Genomic DNA, 23494 nt, shown 5'->3' with positions numbered 1-23494 from the left:
CCACTAATACCGCGCCAGCCGCCATATCCTTGGCATTTTTAGCCAGCATGGAAAAGTGATAGTGACTGGCCAAATCCACCACATTTTCAATAGCAGAGTTGATAATCTCAAAGGCTACTACCAAGAAAATGCTCAATAGGAGAAAGAGCCATTCGATTCGTGACACCTGAAAAACAAAACCTGCAAGGATGACCACTAGAGCCGTCACTGCGTGTTTTCGCATATTGCGTTCTTCCTTGATAGCAGTAAAAATACCTGTCAAAGCAAATTCTAAACTGGATATCAAGTCACGATTTTTCCATTTTCGTTTATTGTCTTGTGAGTCCATAGGCTGTCAAAATTTCTTCTTGTAAACCGAACATCTCCGCTTCTTCTTCCGGAGTGTAGTGATCATAGCCGTTAATATGTAAAAAGCCGTGTACTGCCAAGAAGCCCATCTCACGCTCAAAGCTGTGACCATATTCTTCGGCCTGCTCATGAGCCTTATCGATAGAGATGAACAATTCCCCAATATAGGCATCAAACTCAGACATCATCTCTGCCAATTCTGGATTTTCAAGCAAATCCTCTTCGTCAAAGGCAATTTCCAATTCTGGTTTATACTCAAGGCTGATGACATCTGTCGGACGGTCGGTGTCACGGTACTCCAGATTAAGTTCATGACTACGCTCATTGGTCACAAAAGTGACTGCCATCTCCTTGTCTTCTTTTCCTAATTTTTGGGCTGCAAATTCCAAAATTTCTTGGGTTTGTTGCAACATTTCTTTTGAAACTTGACCAGTTTCATCTACCATTTCAATATACATGTGCTTCTCGTTTCTCTTTACTTGGCTTTATTATACCACATTTCCATGATTTTATTCTACCTTTTTGATATAATACTATGGAATACAATCACAAGGAGAGAACGATGTCATTTGACGGATTTTTTTTACACCACATAGTTGAGGAATTGCGAAGCGAATTAGTGAATGGTCGCATCCAGAAAATCAATCAGCCTTTTGAACAAGAGTTGGTCTTGCAAATCCGCAGCAATCGCCAAAGCCATCGCCTGCTCCTTTCTGCCCATCCAGTTTTTGGACGCATTCAGCTGACCCAAACGACTTTTGAAAATCCAGCCCAACCTTCTACCTTTATCATGATTTTGAGAAAGTATTTGCAGGGGGCCCTGATTGAGTCGATTGAGCAAGTGGAAAATGACCGTATTGTGGAAATGACAGTTTCCAATAAAAACGAGATTGGAGACCATATCCAGGCTACCTTGATTATCGAAATTATGGGGAAACACAGTAATATTCTACTGGTCGATAAAAGCAGTCATAAAATCCTCGAAGTTATCAAACACGTTGGCTTTTCACAAAATAGCTACCGTACCTTGCTTCCTGGGTCGACCTACATCGCTCCGCCAAGTACGGAATCTCTCAATCCTTTTACAATCAAGGACGAGAAACTCTTTGAAATCCTGCAAACACAGGAAACGACAGCTAAAAATCTTCAAAGCCTCTTTCAAGGTCTGGGACGCGATACGGCAAATGAATTGGAAAGCATACTGGTTAGTGAAAAACTTTCCACTTTCCGAAACTTTTTCCATCAAGAAACCAAACCATGCTTGACTGAGACTTCTTTCAGTCCAGTTCCTTTTGAAAATCAAGTGGGAGAGCCTTTTTCCAGTCTTTCTGATTTGTTGGACACCTACTATAAGGACAAGGCTGAGCGAGACCGTGTCAAACAACAAGCCAGTGAACTCATTCGCCGTGTTGAAAACGAACTGCAGAAAAATCGACATAAGCTGAAAAAACAGGAAAAAGAGTTACTGGCGACAGACAATGCTGAAGAATTTCGCCAAAAAGGAGAATTGCTGACAACCTTCCTCCACCAAGTGCCTAACGACCAAGACCAGGTTATCCTAGACAACTACTACACTAATCAACCTATCACCATTGCGCTTGATAAGGCCTTGACTCCCAACCAGAATGCCCAACGCTATTTTAAACGGTACCAGAAACTCAAAGAAGCTGTCAAATACTTGACTGATCTGATTGAGGAAACCAAGGCAACCATTCTCTATCTGGAAAGTGTCGAAACTGTCCTCAACCAAGCTGGACTGGAAGAAATCGCTGAAATCCGTGAAGAATTGATTCAAACCGGCTTTATCCGTAGAAGACAGAGAGAAAAAATCCAGAAACGTAAAAAACCAGAACAATATCTAGCAAGCGATGGCAAAACCATCATCTATGTTGGCCGCAATAACCTGCAAAATGAGGAACTAACCTTTAAAATGGCCCGCAAGGAGGAACTTTGGTTCCATGCCAAGGACATTCCTGGAAGCCATGTTGTCATCTCAGGCAATCTTGACCCATCTGATGAAGTCAAGACAGACGCAGCAGAACTTGCAGCCTACTTCTCTCAAGGTCGCCTGTCAAATCTGGTCCAGGTAGATATGATTGAAGTCAAGAAACTCAATAAACCAACTGGCGGAAAACCCGGCTTTGTCACTTACACAGGACAAAAGACCCTCCGTGTCACACCAGATCCAGAAAAAATCGCATCCATGAAAAAATCCTGATTTTACTTAAAATCAGGATTTTTAACATACTATTCACTCAAATCATATCCAATTATAGGACTAATCTTTGCCACCTAGTTTCTCATTGATTTTCATCATCACACTAGCAATTTTTTCACCCCAATAAGGGTCTGAGGCATATTCTACATTCATACCAGACGCCTTGTTTCCAAGGAAAGTTCTTCCCCTATCGATATAATTTTCCTTAATCCACTTGGTTGCACCTAAAATTCCCTTATCCACATCATCAAATGTCTTAGCAGAAAGGTAAGGGGTCGTATCATAGGCTGTAATGCCAAAGAAATTATTCTTATCTTTGGCAATTTTACTTCTTCCCCAGTCACTTTCTAGGGCACTATGGGCAAGGAGATAAAGGGCATTGATATGGTAATGTTCTTCGGCTTCCTTAAAAGTAGCGCCCTTGTTCTCCAAAAGGCTATTGTTAATGTTTAGCAAACTAAATACCTTATCCAATTCTTCAGCACTGTAGTTGGTAGCCTCTGTTAAATCTTTGAAAAGGAAGGGATTCTCAAGCTTAAAACCATCAAAATGCAGGCCATCTGCCGAATAATATTTCTTGCCTACTTCCATATCAGAAAGATGAGAAGCTACTGGGATACTAGCATTCTGAGCCACATAGTGATAAAAACGGTGGCCATCACTCTCATAATAAGGGATAAAGTCCTTACTGGCATCTAGCGCTTGTAAATCTTCTGTTTTCATATAGCCTGACAAACCAGAAATAGTAATAGCCAGGCGCTTGTCATCACTTTTTCTATCCTTATCTAGCCAAACAACACTAGCTTGCGATATATAGGAGAGCTTTTCACCATCTGCATTATAGATATTTGCTGTGACTGGTACTACTTGATAATAAGCAGCATTTTCATTTGTAGCTTTTTCTCCACGCCATTTACCATCGCTTCCAAGCTGATAACCATCTACTGTCTCATTTTTCGCCATGTAGCCACCGGATTTGAAGTAGTACCAGGCTTGACTTTTAGAATCGTAGACCCATTCTTTTTTAGCCATTTTGCCATCAGACTTGAGGTAAAACCATGACTCCTTATCCCAAATCCATTCATTGGCTGCCATGTAGCCACCAGATTTGAAGTAGTACCAGGCTTGACTTTTAGAATCGTATAACCATTCTTTATCTGCCATTTTGCCATCAGATTTGAGATAAAACCATGACTTCTTATCCCAAATCCATTCATTGGCTGCCATATAGCCACCAGATTTGAGATAATAATAGTGACCATTCTCGAAAATCCATTCTTTATCAGCATAGTTTCCATTTTCTTTGATGTAAAACCAAGATTGGTATTGTTTGTCAAAAAGCCAACCTTGCTGTACTTTGGCACCACTAGCATTCACATAAGCTTGATTAATCCACTGACTTGTCAGTAGATAACCACCGGATTTGAAATAATAGTCCTTCCCTTTAATTTGGAGCCATTCTTTCTCTGCGTGCTGTCCATCTGCTTTGATATAAAACCAAGCATCGTATTGAGAATCATAGACCCAGTCTTCTATTACTTTGGCACCTGTTGCACCAACATAGGAAGTTCCTACCCAAGCATTTCTTTTCATCTTTCCAGCTTGGTCAAGATAATAAAAGGTTCCCTTGTCTTCTACCCATTCTGATTTGGCCATATAGCCACCAGATTTGAGGTAAAAATAGTCGTCACCTTGCTTTAGCCATTCATTTTCAGCATAGTTAGCATCTGCTTTTATATAGAACCAAGATTGATAATGAGTATCAAAAACCCACTCATTTGCTGCTTGACTGCCATCTTCTTTCAGATACTGTTTTCCTTGCCAAGTACCATCACTAGCCATTGCACCCTCTGGACTAGCTAAGAAAAATAGCAGAGCTAAAAAAATAAATCTTACTTTCTTCATTAACCTTCTTCCTCTGTTCTTATTTATTTTATTGTACCAAAATTCTCTTAAATTTATATTACAAACTAATAAAAAATCAAGAACAGATTGATTGTAGCTTACTTCAGAGACTCTTTTACTTCCTTGCGTAAATCTTCCAGACTGCTAATGCCGTATTTGTCCATGACTTTTGGTAAATTTTCGATGATATCAGGACAGGCATATGGATTGGTAAAGTTGGCTGTTCCAACTCCGATGGCCGAGGCTCCAGCCATATACATTTCTAGGGCAGCTTCAGCCGAATCCACTCCCCCCATTCCAATGATTGGCAGGTCTGTGGTTTGGGCGACTTGACGGATGAGTTTGAGCGCTACTGGAAAGACTGCTGGACCTGACATTCCACCTGTTCCATTAGCCAAGATTGGTTTTCTGGTTTTGAGGTCAAAGCGCATTCCAACCAGAGTATTGATCATGGTCAAGCCACTTGCTCCCGCATCTTCTGCAGCTTTTGCGACTGTGACAATATCCGTCACACTAGGAGTTAGTTTGACATAAACCGGTACATCAGAAGCCTCTACAGCTGCTTTCACCACATCATAAGCCAAATCTGGGTCTTGACCAATCAAAAGCCCGTGATTACAGTGATCTACGTTGGGGCAAGAAATATTGAGCTCAATAGCCTTTATATTAGCTGCCTTGGAAATCCCATGAGAAACAGCTGCATATTCTTGTTTTGAAAAACCAGCCACATTGGCAATAATAGGAAGATTTGGATATTCTCTTTCCAGCCAAGGTAACTTTTCAGCCAAAACAACTTCCAAACCCGGATTTTGCAAGCCAATTGCATTGAGCATACCAGCAGGCGTCTCTGCCACTCTTGGAGTTGGATTGCCAAAACGGGATTCAAGGGTTGTCGCCTTGATCATAATAGAACCTAAAAGGTCTAAATCATAGTACTTGGCATACTCTTGTCCAAAACCAAAACAGCCTGATGCTGGAATAATCGGATTTTTCAAATCCAAACCAGGTAGAGACACTTGTAATCGATTTGTAGTCATAATTTTCTCCTTATAATACAACTGTTCCTGTGCGGAAAACAGGACCATCTTCACAGACGCGTTGGCTGACCGTCTCGCTTTCTGGTACTTTTAGAACACAGGCATAGCAAGCTCCCATCCCACAAGCCATACGAGATTCCAGAGATAAATAGGCTCTTGGGTGATCATCAAAGGTTTGATTGATATACTTCATCATTCCTGGAGCCCCACACGAGTAAACAGCATCAAACTGACTATCTAAATCATTGATAACAACGGAAACATTTCCCTTGATGCCATAAGAACCATCATCTGTCGTTACAAAGACCTGACCATACTGAGCCAATTCCGTTTTCAAAATAACAGCATCCTTATTAGCAAAGCCAAGGACAGTCACTACTTTCACACCACGCGCATGCAATCCCTTAGCAAGCTCAAGCAAGGGCGGAACACCAATCCCCCCACCAACAAGGAGAACCTGGCTCTGCTCATCAAGGTCAGACAAGTCAAAACCATTTCCCTGAGGCCCCATCACATCAAGAGTATCTCCCTGACTTAGGGTTGAGAAAATAGCTGTCCCAGCTCCCTCAATTCGGTAAATGAGATGACACTGCTTCTTAACCTTATCGATAGACGAAATTGAAATAGGACGACGCAAAAGATGGGCATCATCAGGCACACGCAGATGTAGAAATTGTCCTGCTCGCATGACTTCAACCATTTCTCCTTCTAAGACTAGTTCAAAGATTGCTGGCGCGATTTCCTCCTGTGCAACCACCTTCATGGTTTCCAACCGAATGGCACCCAAACGTTTCTTACATGTGGGATTCATGACTTTTCCTCCTTAAATTTTAAGGGGACCAGACAAAGAAAAGACCTTGCTAGTGCAAGGCCTCAGTTAAAATTGTACAACAGAAGAGAGCACACTCAAAAGTCTCCTCTAGAAAATTGTACTATTCTTTTATCTGACACCTTGTGAGTCTCTCTGGACTCCCCTTAAAGGTTAAATTTTTATTAGTATACTCTTTCAGCTAAAAAAAGTCAAGTAGAAAAGGAACATTCTACTTGACCTCATGAGATTATTTTTCACGAATGACTTCGACCTTGTAGCCATCAGGGTCTTTGACAAAGTAATAGTTTGGTGTAGTTCCTGGTAGGCCATTTGGCTCAGTCACTTCATAGCCTTTTGCACTGTGCTCTTGATGAAGAACCTCAAGATCAGGTGTACTTAGGGCGATATGGGCAAAGCCATCTCCAACCACATAAGGGCCGTGATCGTAGTTATAAGTCAATTCCAACTCATAGTCATCACCCTCAAGACCTAGATAGACAATCGTGAAGGCATGATCTGGAAAATCTCTGCGACGCAATTCTTTAAAACCAAAAGCATCTTGATAGAATGCAATTGATTTTTCAAGATTTTCTACTCGCAAGCAAGTATGTAGCATTTTTGAAGCCATATTTTTCTCCTTTATTTTTAAAAAGACTGGACAATCCTCTTCCAGTCTCATCAGTTGTTATTTACCAAGTTTTGCTTTAGCTGCATCTGCAAGAGCTGTGAAAGCTGCTGCATCGTTAACAGCCAAGTCAGCAAGCATTTTACGGTTAACTTCGATCTCAGCCAATTTCAAACCATGCATCAATTGTGAGTATGAAAGTCCGTTCATACGAGCTGCCGCGTTGATACGAGTGATCCACAATTTGCGGAAGTCACGTTTTTTCTGACGACGATCACGGTATGCATAGTAGTAAGAGTTCATTACTTGTTCTTTTGCAGTACGGAACAAGATGTGTTTAGCTCCATAGTAACCTTTTGCTAATTTAAGAATACGTTTACGACGTTTGCGTGATACAACGCCACCTTTAACACGTGCCATGTTTTATTTCCTCCAAATATTTCCTAGAATTATTTACTTACAGTCAAGCTATTATTTCAAGCGAGTAAGCATTGCTTTGATACGTTTGTAATCTCCTGAATGCACCATAGATGCTTTACGAAGATGACGACGTTGTTTCTTAGTTTTTCCGTGGAAACGGTGAGAAGTGTAAGCACGGAAACGTTTAAGTCCACCAGAACCTGTACGTTTGAAACGTTTAGCTGATGCGCGGTGTGTTTTTTGTTTTGGCATGATTTTTTCTCCTTTATTTAACTTTCTGACAATTATTTTTTGTCAGTCGCTGGCGCCAATTGCATGAACATTTGACGTCCATCCATTTTAGCACGTTGTTCGATGATGGCAATATCTTGAGTTGCTTCAGCAAACTCGGCTAAAACTTTTGCACCAATCTCTTTATGGGTAATCATACGACCCTTAAAGCGAATAGATACCTTAACTTTATTTCCTTTTTCAAGGAACTTACGTGCATTACGAAGTTTTGTCTCAAAGTCACCCTTGTCAATAGTTGGACTTAGACGAACTTCTTTCACAGTAACAACGCTTTGTTTTTTACGTTGTTCTTTTTGCTTCTTCTGGTACTCAAATTTGAACTTACCGTAGTCCATAATTTTTGCAACAGGCGGTTTGGCTTGGGGTTGAATCAATACTAGGTCAACATTAGCGTTATCAGCCAAAGCTTGCGCTTCACTGAGTGGCTTGATACCTAGCTGTTCTCCTTCAAGACCAATCAAGCGAACTTCACGTACACGAATCTCATCATTGATGAATAAGTCTTGCTTTGCTATGGTTTTCACCTCTTTTGTTTTATTAGAGAAAAACAATAGCGGACTCGTAAATATACAAGCCCGCACGTTATGATAGCGTTTCTTCGAAACTTTTCATCCGTAGGGCCAGGCAACTTGATGTCACAAGGCGAGAAGCTCTCACTTCTGCTTTTCTCAACTTTTATATGATACCAAGTTTTCTAGATCTTGTCAAGATAAAAAGTTATTTTTTGAAAAGTTTGTGTTTGTATTTTGGTTTGGTTTTCGAATCAAAAAGAGAGAATCAAGTTGATTCCCTCTCTATGTTAGTTTTTACTTATTTTCCCTACCTATAGGAAAGCTAGAATCTATTAAAAACTTCCCTTTTACGTGAATTTCCCCATCTTTCGATAAATAAAATCCCCACTAACAAAAGGATAATCAAGTAAGGAAGTAAAACTAGCCCCATGCTCCAATTTAGATTGACATTATCAATCTGCTTAGGTAATCTTCCAGATAAAATCTCCACTGAACGCAAGTAAGTAAAGGGAATCAGATGTGCAATCCTTTGAAGAGGCTGAATGGTTTGGATGCCAAACAATAAGCCAACAATCCCAATGAGTGAAAGAAAAAGGACAGGCATTTTTTGCTTGAAAAAGTAAGCAATCAAATACACGACTTCCACAATGACGATAAAGGCTAAGAAAGCTAAGAACAAGCCAGGAAATAACACATCTTGTATCTTTCCAATAGTTACCTCTTGATTCGCTAAGCTATAAATTGGGTAGGGATAATCTAACTGTCCAAAACCACTTATCAGACTTCCCGCTAGAAAAGAAAATCCACAGATTCCGATAAACAGCACAGTTACATAGCCCACTCCAACTCCAAGAGAGGATAAAGCAAATGTCACTTTTGAAAAAGGATATAACTGAGCTGTGTCCAGATGATTTTGATATCTTTCTGCAAATAGTTGCGTTAGCATAAAAATAATAGCAACCACAAACAAGCTTGGGATGATAGCCTCTAAAATCCAGACAATCTGGTCAATCCCGTGGGTCGGAAACTCCAAAGTATGTGCTTTTATGTTCAAGGGATACAGGGCTTGGTAAATCTTTCGTTGGCGGTCAACCGCCATTTTAAAGTCAGAGCTAGCAGTCGGTTCATTTGACATAACTTCATAATTCTTCTCTTCATCTTGCCACTGCAAATAATAGGCTTCTTTCCATCGTCCTTCTTTTAGTAAATTCAAAATTTCTTTCTTTTGCGTTAAAAAATTTTTTTGCAAGTCTAAATTACTTTTAACACTCTGGTATTCCTCCGAGCTGGTGTCAGACATTTGGGAAAGCTTCACTTCATTTTCATTGATGATTCTCTCATATTTTACAACACTGGTTTCCAACTCGCTCTCCAAGCTGTGTGAGTTTGCAGTCTGACTATTTAAATAAAAGGTAACACCGAGTACAGATGCAAATAAAAGTAAGATAATCCAGTTTAAACGACTTTTGAAAACTTTTTTCAATAAAAATAGACTAACATCTTTCATAAACTAAACCTCTTCTATCTGCCCCTGATGAATGGTTACTACTCTATCGCAGACATCAAGCAACTCTTCCTTATAGTGGGAACTTAAAAGAACCAGCTGCTCTTGTCTATCGATTTGTGCCAGCCTATCAAAAAACTTCTGTCGATAATACTCATCTAAGCCATTTGTAATCTCATCCATAAGCCAGCATTTGGCCTGACTGAGGAAATACATGGCAATCACCAAGCGTTGCTTCATGCCTAGGGAATACTTGCGAATGGGAAGGCTGATATAGTCAGACATTTCCCAGTAGGCGATTTCATCCCTCAAGTTCAGGTCTGACTTCCAGATGTTTTTGATAAGGCGAAGATAGTCCATCCCACTTAAGTTTCCATCCAGCCATTCAACACTCTCATAATAAAATAAAGAAGGAGAGACTGCGATATTTCCACTACTTATGGGGATTAAGTTGCTAATGGCGCGGAACAGGGTCGTCTTTCCAGAGCCATTGATAGCGAGAACACCATAAACCCTGCCTTTATTAAAGGTGAAATCCGCATCTTGCAAGATGACTTGTCGCGTTTTTAAGGTCACATGAGTAAGCTGCAACATATCCAGTCCTCCTTTTTCTCACTCTTTAAGGATTAATAGCCTCCGCTAAAGAGGTTTAGTACCTCATAACGATCGTAATTCCAGCCTCCGCCAACTTTATACTCAGAATAGCTGTAATAAGAAGACCATTCCGGAATATTCTTATATCTAAATCCATGGAAATTCATACTAGTCCTATAGAAGGTATTCCAATCATACCGATAACCTTTAAGCACGCTTTTAGCAGATACACTGGACTGAAGAAGACCAATAGATTATAAACTAACTAATTAAACGATTTTTGCTAATTTTTAATGATTTTATATCATCAATATCGAAGACGCTTTCATTATATCGTTTTTATCATTATTATGCAACAGATTTTTAGTTTATTTTACTACTAGACTTCCTGCAAAACTAGAATCCTAGTTCATGATTGATAATACCAGCAATCAAATTCATTTGTAATCCGAAGCGTTTACGATGATTTCGATAGGTTGTTGAAAACATTTTAAACGTTTTTACTTTGGCAAAGATGTTCTCTACCTTGCTTCTCTCCTTAGATAGCGCATGGTTACAGGCTTTCTCTTCAGCTGTTAGTGGCTTGAGTTTGCTGGATTTACGTGGAGTTTGTGCTTGAGGATATAGCTTCATGAGCCCTTGATAAGCACTGTCAGCCAAGATTTTACCAGCTTGTCCGATATTTCTGCGACTCATTTTGAACAACTTCATATCATGATAATAGTTCACAGCGATATCCAAAGAAACAATTCTCCCTTGACTTGTGACAATCGCTTGAGCCTTCATAGCGTGGCATTTCTTTTTACCAGAATCATTCGCTAATTGTTTTTTAGGGCGATGGATTTTTACTTCCGTCGCATCAATCATTACCGTGTCCTCAGAACTGAGAGGAGTTCTTGAAATCGTAACACCACTTTGAACAAGAGTTACTTCAACCCATTGGCTCCGACGGATTAAGTTGCTTTCGTGAATACCAAAATCAGCCGCAATTTGTTCATAAGTGCGGTATTCTCGCACATATTGAAGAGTGGCCATAAGAAGGTCTTCTAGGCTTAATTTAGGTTTTCGTCCCCCTTTTGCGTGTTTACGTTGATAAGCTCTTTTTAATACAGCTAACATCTCTTCAAAAGTGGTACGCTGAATACCAACAAGGCGCTTAAATTGTGCATCAGTTAGTTGTTTACTTGCTTCATAATTCATAGAACTATTCTACCATATATTGTTTCGCAGGAAGTCTAATCAAACAGGATATCCTGTTGAAACGGAACTAGCGAGTCTAACAATCATCTCTGATAAATCAGTCGATGGCGAAATCTGAACGACTCGACTCTTTGGAGAAAGACATGCTTCTATCCTCTGGCAAGTCGAAAGTTTTGAGGGCATCGAAGCCATCCTCATCGATAAAGAAGGTCACCTAAGCTGTTCTTCAGGAATTCCTACTCTATAGAGACAACTGTTTCAATGGAGTTTTAAAATTGTATTATGTAAAAAGAGAAAGGAAATCTCATGTTATAGTCATTTAGTTTTAAAAAAGAAAGAATACATATTACGAATTTGGATCATCGAGACTACGGCCATGTAAACCTTTTTCACGTTGGGCTTGGCGTAGTTTTTCTGGTGTAACATCGTTCCCTTCTTCGTCCACAATTTTGATTCCTTCAATATGGTGACGAACAGTGCGACGATAACCTTCGATGTACTCCTCACGTAGTTTGGCTTGTTCTACTTTTTCTTCTGGGGTCAAGCCTTCTGTTTTTTTCTTTTTGGCAAGCTCGTTAATACGATCAATTTTTTTAGGATCCATGTTTCTCTCCTTTATGATAAGATTTAATCCGTTTAACAGATTTTATTTGGTATTGATTTGGTTAAAACGTGCAAGTTTAGCTGCTTTCTTGGTTAATTGCGACAAGATTGCCAAACGATTTTGTCGAACAGTCTGATCTTCAGCCATAACCATAGTATTCTCAAAGAAGGAATCGATGACAGGGCTAAGCGCAAAGAGTTGTTTCAATTGCTGACTGGCAGTACCTGACAAAACGAGTGATTCTACTGCTTCTGCTAAGGCTCTTTCTTGATCATTTTCAAAGAGAGCTGAATCAACTGTAGCTACTCCTTCTGCCTTCTCAGCCAAGTTAAAGGCACGAGAAAGTGATTCAACAGATGGTTTAAAGTCTTCTTCCTTGCTTGCTTCTACGAGAGCACTTGCTGCTTCCAACATATCCGCCACAACAAAGTTTGATCCTGCAAGAACGGCTTCCTTGATGTCTTTTGGAGTAGAACCCATCATCTTATCAACACGAGCCTTGATAAAGTTCATCACTTCTGCTTTATTTTCATAAGTCAAGCTGTCAAATTTCAAAGCATAAAGGCTATCAATCAGCTCATCCATAGCAATGTGCCAACCAAAGGCATCCAAGATACGAACCACACCTTGGGTCGCGCGACGAAGGGCATACGGGTCATTAGAACCTGATGGAATCAAACCTACTGAGAAGAAGCTCAAAATCGTATCCAATTTGTCTGCAATGGCAAGCACTGCGCCGACCTTGCTCTCTGGAAGTTCTCCTTCGGCTGATGTAGGCATGTAGTGTTCCCGAATAGCAGCTGCTACCGCTGGAGTTTCCCCAGCAAGAAGGGCATATTTTTCACCCATAATTCCTTGAAGCTCGTCAAATTCGCCAACCATACCTGTCAATAAGTCAAACTTGTAAATGGCTGCTGCACGGGCTAGGTAAATCGTTTCATCCGCTGACAAGCCTGCTTTTTCTGCCAAGAGAATAGCAATTTGACCAGTACGAATCATGTGTTCACGAAGGGAACCAATTTTCTCATGGAAAGTCACATTGTTTAATTTTTCAACAAGATCTGAAATGACCAATTTTTGATCTTCACGCCAAAAGAATTCACCATCTTCCAAACGAGCCACCAAGACTTTTTCATTTCCTTTGATGACATTTTCCAAATGTTCTGCGTTTCCGTTACGAACAGAAATGAAGTTTGGCAAGAGTTTACCATCTTGATCACGAACAACAAAGTAACGTTGGTGTTCCTTCATCGAAGTCACCAAAACTTCTTCTGGAACTTCAAGGTATTTGGCATCAAAACTTCCCATAAAGGCAGTTGGGTATTCAACCAAGTTCAAGACTTCATTCAGCAAATCAGCATCAATTTCGATACCTACACCATGCTCAGTTTCGATTGCTTTGATTTGGTCAACAATCATTTGCTCACGTTCACGAGGATCCGCGATTACAAACTGCTTACGAACGTCTTCTTCATAGTTCAATGCTGACTGAATCTTAGTTTCTTTTCCCAAGAAACGATGGCCACGGCTCACACGCCCTCCCTTAATATCAAGGAAATCCAAATCAAACTCTTCTTCATCTAAAAGAACAGTTAAAGTGTGAACAGGACGGATGTATTCAAAGGTGTTGTTAGCCCAGTGCATGCTGACAGGGAAAGTCAAGGACTTCAAAACATCTACAACACCAGGAACAATGGCTTCAACTGCTTGACCAATTTCTTCCTTGGTAACATAGACATATTCTTCACCCTTGATTTCACGGAATTCGATATCTTCAACCGTCAAGCCTTTCCCGCGGACGAATCCTTGAGCTGCTTTGGTAAAGTTTCCATCACTATCCAAGGCAATTTTCTTTGCTGGACCCTTGAAATCTTCTGTCAAATCAGACTGTTTGTCTGCAAGACCCGTCACACGAACAGCCAAACGACGTGGGGTTGAGAAGGTCTGAATAGCTTCAAAAGACAAGCGGTTTTCCTTGAGGAAGGCTGCCATTTTTTCGCCTAGTTGTTTTTCACTTGGTGTGACAACATAGGCTGGTAATTCTTCAAGACCGAGTTCTACTAATAAGTTTTTTGTCATGTTTTTTCTCCGAAAAATATCTTTTTATTTTCCAGTTTGCCTTATGTGATGGGCACACAAGCAACCAACTTCGTTGTTTCATTGCTAAAATTGGAGCCAAAAGTCTCCAATTTTGCCTAGTATCCTTAGTTTCACTAAGGATACCTTCATCACTGCGGCAACTGGCTCAGGGCTCACTCTGTTCGCCCATTTTCGTAATTTCTCACTCTCTTTATTCTGCGTCTTCTGCTAGGAGTTTAGCTCGTGTTGCTTCATCTAAAAGTGGGTAGCCTAGGCGTTTGCGTTCTGCGACAAAGGTTTTGGCTACAACTCGAGCCAAGTTACGGATACGAGCGATATAGCCTGCGCGCTCTGTTACAGATACGGCACCACGCGCATCAAGCAGGTTAAAGGTGTGTGAACATTTGAGAACATAGTCATAGGCAGGGTGAACCAAGCCTTCTTCCAAGGCACGACCAGCCTCTTTTTCAAACTTATCAAAGTTTTCAAGCAACATTTCTTGATCCGAAATTTCAAATGAATATTTTGAATGCTCGTACTCAGGCTGGATAAAGATTTCTCCGTATTTTACACCATCGGCCCACTCAATATCATAGACAGAATCTACTTCTTGGATGTAAGAAGCCAAACGTTCCAAACCATAGGTAACTTCCGCAGTCACAGGGCCAGTTGCCAATCCACCGACTTGTTGGAAATAAGTGAACTGAGTAATTTCCATCCCATCAAGCCAAACTTCCCAACCAAGACCAGCTGAACCAGTTGATGGGTTTTCCCAGTTGTCCTCAACGAAACGAATATCGTGTTCCAAAGGATTGATTCCCAATTTTTCCAAAGACTCAAGGTAAAGTTCCTGGATATTTGATGGAGATGGCTTCATGACCACTTGGAATTGGTGGTGTTGGTAAAGACGGTTAGGATTTTCTCCGTAACGACCGTCAGCAGGACGACGTGATGGCTCTACATAAGCTGCATTCCATGGCTCAGGTCCGATAGCACGAAGGAAAGTGTAAGGACTCATTGTTCCCGCACCTTTTTCATTATCATAAGCCTGCATAAGCATACAACCTTGGTCATTCCAAAATTGTTGCAAAGTCAAAATAATTTCTTGAAATGTTAATTTCTTAGACATTGTTTACTCCTTTAGTTTTTATATTTCTTTTTCAATTAATTTCTGCTGAACAAACCAATTTAACAAGGGAAGAGTTTTATCTGTATTTGCCCATAAATGATAAGAATCGAAGACCGCTTGTACACTACCTAGATTTTCTACCAACTTATCTACTGTCAAAAAACTGCGCCAGTATTCGTAAAAAATACTTGCATAGTTCTTATCATAAGTCGAAGAACCAAAATCATTCAATGAATGCCAACCATATTTCTTCTGAAAAAGTTCTACAAGAGACTGATTACAAATTTTTTCCGCTTGAAATTCCTCTTCTGTCAAGAAATACTTGCGACTAATATATTCAACCATCCCCTCTTCGAACCAGATATAAGAGTCGTAACCATCAAAATCATCTAAAAAATGTTCCGACCAATGAGCTAACTCATGTCCTACAATCTGTAAGAGGAAATTTTCAGATAAAGAATGATAATGACTTTCTATTGCTTGAGTTTGCTGGGAACACTCGTAGTCCAGCAACTGATACAAATACAACTCTTTCCAAACAGCTAAATCAGGCGTCATAACCATTCGTCTATTATTTGTATAGGCTGGAACAGTACTTTCCCTAATAATCTGTGTAGCAGCACTAAAACTTGACCAAATAACGGCTTGCGGTAAATCACAGACTGCAAGTTCATTCTTTAAAAAAGATTGATAATCTTTCAACTTTTTAGTATTTCTTACTACAAAATCACGAAATGCAGCTAGTTAACTATCGTCTTTTACAAGATAAAGGTTGTCCACGGCTCTCCTTTCTTTCACACAATAGACTACATAAGCAAAAAACCGCATCCGACAATCCTAGGTTGATTTAACCTAGGGGCGTCAGAAACGCGGTTCCACCCTAATTTATTACTTCATTGTTTTTGAAAATAGTACAGAAAGCGCCAGCACTTTATTTTGCCCTACTTGGCTCCCACTATCCCAAGCTCGCTTGAAGAACGCCATAAGACTTTCTTTCCTGCTGACTATTATATCAAAAATTAGAACAATGTACAATTCTTTTTATGATTTTCTAAAAATCCACATCATCAACTCGTGGAGCACCAGATTGAACAGCAATCGTTTTTAAGGTTTCTCGTTCCTCTTGACTTAATTCAATTTCAAAGCAATCAAGATTAGCCTGAATACGAGAGGCTGTGACAGATTTTGGAAGTGGTAAAAATCCTTCTGCTAAGCTCCAGGCCAAGGCTATCTGAGCAACCGATTTTCCGTGATTTGCTGCGATTTCTTGGACTTGCTTGCTATCAAACAGTTCTCCTTGTCCAAAAGGCCCCCAAGCTTCCAATAAAATTCCCTTTTCACGACAGTAAGCTACGACTTGATCTTGATACACACCTGGCGCCAAGCGAACTTGATTGACCGCAGGAACGATAGTTGCAGTTTCAAGCAAGGCATCCAAATGATGGGGAAGAAAATTGCTAACGCCGATAGCACGGATCTTGCCTTCTTGATAGAGGTCTTCCATCGCTCTCCAGACCTCAGCATTTCGGATTTTCCATGCGTCATTTTCTCTAAGCGGTTTTGGATTTGGCCAATGAATCAAATACAGATCCAAATAATCCAAGCCCAACTTCGCTAAAGACTCTGCAAAAGCCTGACGAGCTTGCTCATAGGTTTGTTGGCTATTCCACAGCTTGGTAGTTACGAACAATTCCTCTCGTGGAACTCCGCTATCTTTGATTGCTTGACCAACACTTTCTTCATTCTGATAAATCGCCGCCGTATCAATATGACGATAACCAGCCTTCAAGGCTTCTAACACTGCACGATAGGCTTCTTCTCCATCCTTAGCCTTAAAAGTTCCAAATCCTAGAACTGGAATTTCTACTCCATTATTTAATTGATAGGTATTCATATGCTTCTCCTTCTATTTTATTTATCATTTATAGCATAATTTTTTTGCTAATTAGTACTATCTTTTGTAAAAAATAAGTCTATCACATATCTGACAGAACCTATTTTTTCTTGCTTATTCATCACGACTATAATACAGCTCATGAGGTTTTAGGCGAGTATTGAGCATCTCTGGTATGGTCACAAAGGTATAACCTTGATTTTTCAAATACTCAATGACCCTTGGCAAGGCATTGACTGTCGGACTGTGAATATCATGCATCAAAACGATAGAGCCGTTAGCTACTTGATGCTGAATTTCTGTCAAAATAGATGCTTCATTTTTACTCTTCCAGTCCAGACTATCCACATCCCACATGATAAAGCTCAAATCGAGGCTATTGCGAATGTCGTCTGTAATGGCTCCATAAGGCGGACGCATGAGTTTTGAACTAGAACCCAGCACCTTAGTTAGCGCATCCTCAGTATCAGTAATTTGTTTTTTAGCTTCATCAAGAGAGAGTTGCGAGAGAATCGGATGGCTCCAACTATGGTTTCCAACAGCATGACCTTCAGATTTTATCCTTTTCACCAAGTCCTCATTCCCAGAAACATTTTTCCCAAGCACAAAGAAAGTGGCTTTAACACCATATTTAGCTAGAGTCTCTAATACCTGCGGAGTCGTTGCTGGATTTGGACCATCATCAAAGGTTAGAGCGACAACTTTTTGATGTTTCTTATCAAAATAAGACTGGTACAAGGCAGCATCTTTTTCGAGTAAGTACGAAGATTGGATAACATCAAAGAAAGTAGATACTGGTAAGGCTATCTCTTCTAAATTTTCAACCGCAGGACTCGGATAAAGGATAATCTGACTATCCTTATAATCAAAATTCCATGCAGATAAGTCTTGGTCGGAGAAACCTTTAACAATCTGATCACTCTGGTCTTGCTCCAATTTCTTATCCTGTAAGAAGGAAGTCAATTCTTTTATCAGCTGTTCCTTGGCCTTACTAGCATCTGAAAACAGTTGGTCAAGTGTAAAAGGTTGCCCATCTTCTGTTAAGTGAACCTTTCCTAGGCTGGTCTTTTCAGTCTCTTCAACCTTAAAATCAACTAAATCATAGATTTGTTTCGTCGCATTACGATTGACGACTCCCTTTAAACCTGACTCTTCTTGCTCTGTATAGTAGAAAACAAGATTGTCCTTACTTTCTAGCTTGTCCTTAATATCTTGATTTATCAGCTCCTTAACAGACGAAATCACTTGCTCCCCTTGGAGAGGATAATAGGTAATCACTTCGGTTTGTCCCTTACGAAAATGCTCCTTCTGATTTCCCTCACTCAATTGATCGTCTTTCTCTTTTTTGAGCGATTCAATCTTTTGCTCAAAGCTTTTTTGCTGATACATTTTAAAAACAATAAATCCGCCTAATAGGCAAATAGAAATTGCTAAAATACCAATCAAAGCCAATAATATATGTCTCTTTTTCCCGTGTCTGCCACGTCCCAGTCTACTTTTATTCATATTTATATCATAACAAATTTAAGCAATAATTTCAATGATACAGTTTGGCAATCCACAATTCCTCTAGCAAGCCAAAGCATCTCACATCAACTAGATCAGCCCTATCTATAGGAACCATCTAGTTTTCTATCTATGGAATTTCTAGTAGATTGAAGCTAGAATAGACACCGTCACTTCTAAAAACATTCTGAGAAATTGATTTATTTTTCCCAGTCGATTTATCCTCAAACATCCCTATACCTCTGATATTTTCTTGATAATACTATATACCCAGACACTTGTAGTTTTACCTTCAGCTAGTAATGTTGACTTTTCTTCTTCAGATAATTTTTTCCGTAAGTAGTCAATCTGCTGAGAAGTAATGTTCTCTTTCCCCATTGCCTTGACAGATTGTATCACCATTGCAGTTAAGGTTGACATATTTGAAATATCTCCATTATTTCTATGCTTAAATTCTATTCTTGCCTTACCAACATTAAAACTGGCATATCTTCCATCTGATATATAGATCCATTTTGCTGGTACCTGCGTAGATAGACCAAGTAAATTAAGGGCTGTGTTTCCCGATGGAGCAATGGTCCAATTATATTTTCTAGCAATAGCATCAGCAACTTCATCCACAGAGGCCATTGCATACTCTCCAATCAGTTCTATATATTTTGGTTTATAATAAATACCTTTCAAAATGCGAGTAACCTTTTTGTCTTTTACAAGACGATTTAATGTACTACGAACAGTTTCATATCCTACAATTTCAAAGAAATCATTTGCTATAAAAACTTGATTCGATTCAAAATTTTCTATCCTGTTTACTATTTCCTGCTTATCGTTCATCTATCGCACCTCCTTTGCACCGAATATGATGCTATTTTGGGTGCGAGAGTCATTTTATCAAGAGGGAACAGACCTCTTACAATTTCTTATGTAACATCTCTATCTATTTTATCCCATTTCTTATTTCAGTAATCGCTTGATTATAAAAATCAGGATAGTCAGCCGTATTTATTTCTTTTATATTGTAAAATGAAATAAGAATAGGACGATTCGATCAGGACAGTCAAATCGATTTCTAACAATGTTTTAGAAGTAGAGGCGCACTATTCTAGTTTCAATCTACTATAATAGAAATTACTTTGACTTTCCTGACTGATTTGTTTAGTTCTTATTTCATTCAGATATGCTATGCATTAACCAATAGCGGATACCTACGGAGAACTTGCCACTCAGATGTAGGACCTGCCCATCATACAAAAAAACAGACTTCATCCCACAAAGAGATAAAATCTGTTACTATTTTCTACACGATATTTCCTAATTTTTAATCCAGCAGTTGGTCTACTTGGCTGATGACTCGCTCGGTAAAGGGCTTGTTGCCAAAAAACTCCAACCACGGCTTGCGAACCTCGTCTTTGCTGGTTTCTCTGTATTTTTTAGGTCTTATTTATGATGCTCTTTCAATAGTTCTTCAAACTCAGCCACAGTCATGCCTAATTGCTCACTCGCAACCTCAGGTGTTAGAAGACCTTGACGAACTAGATTTGCTAAACTTACTTTTAATCCCTGTTCGATGCCTTCAGCTCGTCCACGTTCAATTCCCTGTTCAATGCCCTCAGCTCGCCCACGTTCAAGACCGCGCTCCAGTCCTTGTTCAATCCCTTCCGCCCTAGCAGTTTCTAAGGCATAGTCCTGTGCTAACATGGCTTGTTCTTCTCGCCTGCGTTGTTCACTAAACATTTTCTTATCCTCCTCGGACCAACTCTTGTAGTCCAGCAGTTGATCTGCTTGGCTGATGGCTCGCTCGGGCTGCTGGGTAAAGGGTTTATTCCCGAAAAACTCTAACCATGGTTTACGAACCTTGTCTTTGCTGGTTTCTCTGTATTTTTTTAGTTCCAAGAAAGCCATCTTAACCAGATGGTTTTCCTGACCGTTATTTGTGATGGTTAAGACCTCACCTGTCGTGTCCTCTCGCATGCTAAAACTGTGGAAAGCCAAATCATCTTGAAAATAATTACTATCCACAATTGCAATAGCGTATACTGGTGCGATGTGTTTGTAGCTCTGGTGAGTATTGCCTTCTTGCTGGCGAATTTTTTCAAGATTTTGATTGACCTGACTGCACAGGTAAGCCCATAAACGATTGATGAAAAAATTCTGATGATGGACTTGGATTTCAATGATTACTTGAGTGCCATTATCCAACTCCGCCAAGACGTCTATACTGGTATAGAAATCCTGCGCCGAGTAGGGCAGGGAAGGCAAGACGTGAATGTTACTTCCCTCCAAAATCGTCACATTTTTTGCTGGCAAGTCCAGCATATCGCGAATAAATTGACAAGTGATTTCTGGATTGCTAAAAATTTTCTTAGCAACCAAGTCGTTGGTCGGGCTAATGCCCGGATGTCTTAGAATCATCCTTCTCCTCCTTCTATTATAGCACATTTTTTAATCTAATTTGCTAGATTTGATGCTTCTATCTATTTATTCGTAAAAGAAAGCTTTTCTTCAGAAGAAAGCTAATCGCTTATTTGAAATTTTTCCCCTCTGTTGGATAGTCCCGTCTATCTATGTTATAATGAAAGAAGGATTTAAAATCAGAAAAGGAGTATTTATGCTTAAATTAGGTATCATTGGCACTGGCGATATCAGCCACCACTTCATAGAAGCAGCCCATGCTAGTGGGAAATACCAGCTGGTCGCAGTCTATTCTAGGAAACTTGAAACCGCAGCAACCTTTGCTTCTCGCTATCAGGATATCCAACTATTTGATCAATTAGAAGACTTCTTCAAGAGCTCCTTCGATGTAGTCTATATTGCCAGTCCAAACTCCTTGCATTTTGCTCAGGCAAAGGCTGCCTTGTCTGCAGGTAAACATGTCATTCTTGAAAAGCCAGCTGTCACTCAGCCACAAGACTGGCCGGATTTGGTTCAAACAGCTGAAAAAAATCACTGTTTTATCTTTGAAGCAGCTCGTAATTACCATGAAAAAGCTTTCACTATCATCAAAAACTTTTTAGCAGACAAACAAATTTTGGGGGCAGATTTCAACTATGCCAAATATTCTTCCAAAATGCCTAACTTGTTGGCTGGGCATACGCCCAATGTCTTTTCAGAGCGTTTTGCTGGTGGAGCACTTATGGATTTGGGGATTTATCCTCTCTACGCTGCCGTTCGTCTCTTTGGAAAGGCTGAGGACGCAACCTACATGGCTCAACAGCTTGACAATAGCATGGACCTAAATGGAGACGGTATCCTCTTCTACCCTGACTTTCAAGTTCATATCAAGGCTGGGAAAAACATCACTTCCAATCTTCCTTGCGAAATTTACACAACAAATGGAACCTTGACCCTCAACACGATTGAGCATCTTCGCTCAGCTATTTTTACCGACCACCAAGGCAATCAAGTCCAGCTCCCTATTCAACAGGCTCCTCATACGATGACTGAGGAAGTCACTGCATTTGCACACATGATTCAGCAACCAGACCAGACACTCTACCAGACTTGGCTGGATGATGCAGGCTCTGTTCATGAGCTACTATATACCATGCGCCAGACTGCTGGCATTAGATTTGAGGCAGAAAAATGAAAAGCAAACTACCTACTGAATGGCAAGAACTAAGTGACCAACTCGGTTTCCAAGAATTTACCCCCATTCAAACTCAACTATTTGAGCCCATTCTTGCAGGAGAAAATCTTCTAGGAGTAAGTCCAACAGGAACCGGTAAGACCCTAGCTTACCTCCTACCAAGTCTTCTCAGACTACAAAAGAAAAAAGCGCAGCAACTCTTGATTCTAGCACCAAATACAGAGCTTGCTGGACAGATTTTTGATGTATGTAAAACGTGGGCTGAGACTATCGGCTTGACTTCCCAACTCTTCTTATCAGGTTCGAGCCAGAAACGCCAGATTGAACGCCTAAAAAAAGGACCAGAAATTCTGATTGGAACTCCTGGACGTATCTTTGAACTCATTAAATTGAAAAAAATCAAGATGATGAATGTGGAAACCATCATCCTGGATGAATTCGACCAATTGCTAGATGATTCTCAGATTCACTTTGTTGAGAAAATCACTCACTACGCACCGCGTGACCACCAACTCGTCTATATGAGTGCGACGACTAAGTTTGACCAAGAAAAGATTGCGCCAAACACACGTACCATTGATCTCTCTGACCAAAAACTAGATAACATCCAACATTTCTATATGCAGGTAGACCAACGTCACCGAGTGGATATGCTACGAAAACTAGCTCATGTGGAGGATTTCCGCGGTCTGGTCTTCTTTAACAGCCTATCAGACCTTGGAAGCGCAGAGGAGAAATTACAGTATCGGGATATCTTGGCTGTTTCTCTTGCTAGTGATGTTAATGTCAAATTTAGAAAAGTCATCTTAGAAAAGTTTAAAGATAAGCAACTAACCCTACTCCTTGCAACTGACCTTCTGGCTCGTGGAATTGATATCGATAGCCTAGAATGTGTCGTAAACTTTGATATCCCAATAGATATCGAAACCTACACTCACCGTGCTGGACGTACTGGCCGTATGGGCAAGGAAGGTTATGTTATCACTCTCGTCACTCATCCAGAAGAACTTAAAAAACTCAAGAAATTTGCGAGCGTACGTGAAATTGTCTTGAAAAACCAAGAACTCTATATTAAATAAAGCCCCCATTGCTCTATACACATCCGGTGTATGGAGCTTTTTTATAAGCAATTCAATTTCATACTCTTCGAAAATCTCTTCAAACCGCATTAGCTTCGCCTTGTCGTATGTATGGTTACTGACTTCGTCAGTCTTATCTGCAACCTCAAAAC

Annotated in this window: 23 protein-coding genes, 3 pseudogenes and 1 other annotated feature; of the genes and pseudogenes, 4 read left to right on the top strand and 22 right to left on the bottom strand. The window is 40.1% G+C overall.

All coding sequences use genetic code 11. The features are described 5' to 3' along the window. The coding region (locus HT736_RS11720) for a diacylglycerol kinase (protein ID WP_240154026.1) at positions 1-328 on the bottom strand (328 nt) is incomplete at its 3' end. Beyond that, the gene (gene ybeY, locus HT736_RS05870) at positions 309-806 is read right to left on the bottom strand and encodes an rRNA maturation RNase YbeY (protein WP_000275156.1); all 498 of its coding nucleotides are present in this window, start codon (positions 804-806) and stop codon (positions 309-311) included. The genes HT736_RS11720 and ybeY, both read right to left, overlap by 20 nt. A gap of 104 nt (positions 807-910) precedes the next feature. On the opposite strand from ybeY, the gene pavA reads away from it, so the two are divergent. After that, positions 911-2566, top strand: a complete 1656-nt coding sequence (gene pavA, locus HT736_RS05865; RefSeq protein WP_101514784.1) for an Rqc2 family fibronectin-binding protein PavA — start codon at positions 911-913, stop codon at positions 2564-2566. Between the two features lie 60 nt (positions 2567-2626). On the opposite strand, the gene HT736_RS05860 is transcribed toward pavA, so the two are convergent. The 11 genes from HT736_RS05860 to HT736_RS05815 all read right to left on the bottom strand — a co-directional run bounded on the left by HT736_RS05860 (position 2627) and on the right by HT736_RS05815 (position 11465). Next, positions 2627-4528, bottom strand: coding sequence for a glucosaminidase domain-containing protein (locus HT736_RS05860; RefSeq protein ID WP_172930833.1), 1902 nt, complete (start codon positions 4526-4528; stop codon positions 2627-2629). 41 nt (positions 4529-4569) lie between these two features. Then, entirely contained in the window at positions 4570-5556 is a 987-nt protein-coding gene (locus HT736_RS05855; protein ID WP_172930832.1) for a dihydroorotate dehydrogenase, read from the bottom strand. Beyond that, the gene (locus HT736_RS05850) at positions 5519-6319 is read right to left on the bottom strand and encodes a dihydroorotate dehydrogenase electron transfer subunit (protein ID WP_172925722.1); all 801 of its coding nucleotides are present in this window, start codon (positions 6317-6319) and stop codon (positions 5519-5521) included. The genes HT736_RS05855 and HT736_RS05850 overlap by 38 nt, the downstream gene beginning before the upstream one ends. A 247-nt stretch (positions 6320-6566) precedes the next feature. Beyond that, on the bottom strand, positions 6567-6947 hold the full coding sequence (locus HT736_RS05845; RefSeq protein WP_000157159.1) for a VOC family protein: 381 nt from the start codon (positions 6945-6947) through the stop codon (positions 6567-6569). Between the two features lie 57 nt (positions 6948-7004). Beyond that, positions 7005-7364 (bottom strand): 50S ribosomal protein L20, encoded by a 360-nt coding sequence (rplT, locus tag HT736_RS05840; protein WP_000124834.1) that lies wholly within the window; start codon positions 7362-7364, stop codon positions 7005-7007. Positions 7365-7415: 51 nt separating this feature from the next. Then, complete coding sequence (rpmI, locus tag HT736_RS05835; RefSeq protein WP_001125943.1) at positions 7416-7616, bottom strand: 50S ribosomal protein L35; 201 nt, start codon at positions 7614-7616, stop codon at positions 7416-7418. A 32-nt stretch (positions 7617-7648) separates the two neighbouring features. Further along, positions 7649-8179 carry a translation initiation factor IF-3 gene (infC, locus tag HT736_RS05830; protein ID WP_172930831.1) on the bottom strand — a complete coding sequence of 177 codons (531 nt, stop codon included), beginning with the start codon at positions 8177-8179 and terminating at the stop codon, positions 7649-7651. A 15-nt stretch (positions 8180-8194) separates the two neighbouring features. Further along, positions 8195-8326 (bottom strand) — a sequence feature (ribosomal protein L20 leader region). Positions 8327-8489: 163 nt separating this feature from the next. Further along, on the bottom strand, positions 8490-9674 hold the full coding sequence (locus tag HT736_RS05825; RefSeq protein WP_050223296.1) for a hypothetical protein: 1185 nt from the start codon (positions 9672-9674) through the stop codon (positions 8490-8492). A gap of 3 nt (positions 9675-9677) precedes the next feature. Further along, positions 9678-10265, bottom strand: coding sequence for an ABC transporter ATP-binding protein (locus HT736_RS05820; protein WP_172930830.1), 588 nt, complete (start codon positions 10263-10265; stop codon positions 9678-9680). A gap of 32 nt (positions 10266-10297) precedes the next feature. Beyond that, on the bottom strand, positions 10298-10516 hold the full coding sequence (locus tag HT736_RS11715; RefSeq protein WP_119946978.1) for a hypothetical protein: 219 nt from the start codon (positions 10514-10516) through the stop codon (positions 10298-10300). Positions 10517-10661: 145 nt separating this feature from the next. Then, on the bottom strand, positions 10662-11465 hold the full coding sequence (locus HT736_RS05815) for an IS5 family transposase (RefSeq protein ID WP_172930829.1): 804 nt from the start codon (positions 11463-11465) through the stop codon (positions 10662-10664). Positions 11466-11502: 37 nt separating this feature from the next. Here HT736_RS05815 and HT736_RS05810 point away from each other — a divergent pair. Beyond that, positions 11503-11712: pseudogene (locus HT736_RS05810) on the top strand (FAD:protein FMN transferase); the annotation flags it as partial. Between the two features lie 99 nt (positions 11713-11811). Here HT736_RS05810 and HT736_RS05805 read toward each other — a convergent pair. The 9 genes and pseudogenes from HT736_RS05805 to HT736_RS05770 form a co-directional block, all read right to left on the bottom strand. After that, the gene (locus tag HT736_RS05805; RefSeq protein WP_050261374.1) at positions 11812-12069 is read right to left on the bottom strand and encodes a DUF896 family protein; all 258 of its coding nucleotides are present in this window, start codon (positions 12067-12069) and stop codon (positions 11812-11814) included. Positions 12070-12111: 42 nt separating this feature from the next. Next, positions 12112-14148, bottom strand: coding sequence for a glycine--tRNA ligase subunit beta (gene glyS / locus HT736_RS05800; protein WP_172930828.1), 2037 nt, complete (start codon positions 14146-14148; stop codon positions 12112-12114). A 211-nt stretch (positions 14149-14359) separates the two neighbouring features. After that, positions 14360-15277, bottom strand: a complete 918-nt coding sequence (gene glyQ / locus HT736_RS05795; protein WP_000038733.1) for a glycine--tRNA ligase subunit alpha — start codon at positions 15275-15277, stop codon at positions 14360-14362. An 18-nt stretch (positions 15278-15295) separates the two neighbouring features. Then, positions 15296-16057: pseudogene (locus HT736_RS05790) on the bottom strand (elongation factor Tu). A 271-nt stretch (positions 16058-16328) separates the two neighbouring features. Beyond that, entirely contained in the window at positions 16329-17171 is an 843-nt protein-coding gene (locus HT736_RS05785; RefSeq protein ID WP_119946601.1) for an aldo/keto reductase, read from the bottom strand. Between the two features lie 114 nt (positions 17172-17285). Further along, complete coding sequence (pgdA, locus tag HT736_RS05780; protein WP_172930827.1) at positions 17286-18677, bottom strand: peptidoglycan-N-acetylglucosamine deacetylase PgdA; 1392 nt, start codon at positions 18675-18677, stop codon at positions 17286-17288. 234 nt (positions 18678-18911) lie between these two features. Then, positions 18912-19511, bottom strand: a complete 600-nt coding sequence (locus HT736_RS05775; RefSeq protein WP_000998387.1) for a DUF6088 family protein — start codon at positions 19509-19511, stop codon at positions 18912-18914. A gap of 487 nt (positions 19512-19998) precedes the next feature. After that, positions 19999-20109, bottom strand: a pseudogene (locus HT736_RS11710) (flagellar assembly protein H domain protein); the annotation flags it as partial. Between the two features lie 5 nt (positions 20110-20114). Then, entirely contained in the window at positions 20115-21089 is a 975-nt protein-coding gene (locus tag HT736_RS05770; RefSeq protein WP_000603335.1) for an Rpn family recombination-promoting nuclease/putative transposase, read from the bottom strand. A 196-nt stretch (positions 21090-21285) separates the two neighbouring features. Here HT736_RS05770 and HT736_RS05765 point away from each other — a divergent pair, with 196 nt between their 5' ends. Then, entirely contained in the window at positions 21286-22263 is a 978-nt protein-coding gene (locus HT736_RS05765; RefSeq protein WP_119919357.1) for a Gfo/Idh/MocA family oxidoreductase, read from the top strand. Continuing rightward, positions 22260-23342: a DEAD/DEAH box helicase gene (locus HT736_RS05760; RefSeq protein WP_119919356.1), complete on the top strand. Its 1083-nt coding sequence runs from the start codon at positions 22260-22262 to the stop codon at positions 23340-23342. The genes HT736_RS05765 and HT736_RS05760 overlap by 4 nt, the downstream gene beginning before the upstream one ends. Positions 23343-23494 lie beyond the last annotated feature (152 nt).

It is taken from the genome of Streptococcus sp. 339, assembly GCF_013277285.1.
Taxonomy (GTDB): Bacteria; Bacillota; Bacilli; order Lactobacillales; family Streptococcaceae; genus Streptococcus; species Streptococcus pseudopneumoniae.
Note: the sequence above shows the minus strand (reverse complement) of the source record. Positions and strands in the feature narration are given on the sequence as shown.

Bases quoted from the DNA above. Each gene is read 5' to 3' on its own strand.
- ybeY (WP_000275156.1), bottom strand. From the start codon at position 806: ATGTATATTGAAATGGTAGATGAAACTGGTCAAGTTTCAAAAGAAATG.
- pavA (WP_101514784.1), top strand. From the start codon at position 911: ATGTCATTTGACGGATTTTTTTTACACCACATAGTTGAGGAATTGCGA.
- HT736_RS05855 (WP_172930832.1), bottom strand. From the start codon at position 5,556: ATGGTCCTGTTTTCCGCACAGGAACAGTTGTATTATAAGGAGAAAATT.
- HT736_RS05850 (WP_172925722.1), bottom strand. From the start codon at position 6,319: ATGAATCCCACATGTAAGAAACGTTTGGGTGCCATTCGGTTGGAAACC.
- HT736_RS05845 (WP_000157159.1), bottom strand. From the start codon at position 6,947: ATGGCTTCAAAAATGCTACATACTTGCTTGCGAGTAGAAAATCTTGAA.
- rplT (WP_000124834.1), bottom strand. From the start codon at position 7,364: ATGGCACGTGTTAAAGGTGGCGTTGTATCACGCAAACGTCGTAAACGT.
- rpmI (WP_001125943.1), bottom strand. From the start codon at position 7,616: ATGCCAAAACAAAAAACACACCGCGCATCAGCTAAACGTTTCAAACGT.
- HT736_RS05825 (WP_050223296.1), bottom strand. From the start codon at position 9,674: ATGAAAGATGTTAGTCTATTTTTATTGAAAAAAGTTTTCAAAAGTCGT.
- HT736_RS05820 (WP_172930830.1), bottom strand. From the start codon at position 10,265: ATGTTGCAGCTTACTCATGTGACCTTAAAAACGCGACAAGTCATCTTG.
- HT736_RS05815 (WP_172930829.1), bottom strand. From the start codon at position 11,465: ATGAATTATGAAGCAAGTAAACAACTAACTGATGCACAATTTAAGCGC.
- HT736_RS05805 (WP_050261374.1), bottom strand. From the start codon at position 12,069: ATGGATCCTAAAAAAATTGATCGTATTAACGAGCTTGCCAAAAAGAAA.
- glyS (WP_172930828.1), bottom strand. From the start codon at position 14,148: ATGACAAAAAACTTATTAGTAGAACTCGGTCTTGAAGAATTACCAGCC.
- glyQ (WP_000038733.1), bottom strand. From the start codon at position 15,277: ATGTCTAAGAAATTAACATTTCAAGAAATTATTTTGACTTTGCAACAA.
- HT736_RS05785 (WP_119946601.1), bottom strand. From the start codon at position 17,171: ATGAATACCTATCAATTAAATAATGGAGTAGAAATTCCAGTTCTAGGA.
- pgdA (WP_172930827.1), bottom strand. From the start codon at position 18,677: ATGAATAAAAGTAGACTGGGACGTGGCAGACACGGGAAAAAGAGACAT.
- HT736_RS05775 (WP_000998387.1), bottom strand. From the start codon at position 19,511: ATGAACGATAAGCAGGAAATAGTAAACAGGATAGAAAATTTTGAATCG.
- HT736_RS05770 (WP_000603335.1), bottom strand. From the start codon at position 21,089: ATGATTCTAAGACATCCGGGCATTAGCCCGACCAACGACTTGGTTGCT.
- HT736_RS05765 (WP_119919357.1), top strand. From the start codon at position 21,286: ATGCTTAAATTAGGTATCATTGGCACTGGCGATATCAGCCACCACTTC.
- HT736_RS05760 (WP_119919356.1), top strand. From the start codon at position 22,260: ATGAAAAGCAAACTACCTACTGAATGGCAAGAACTAAGTGACCAACTC.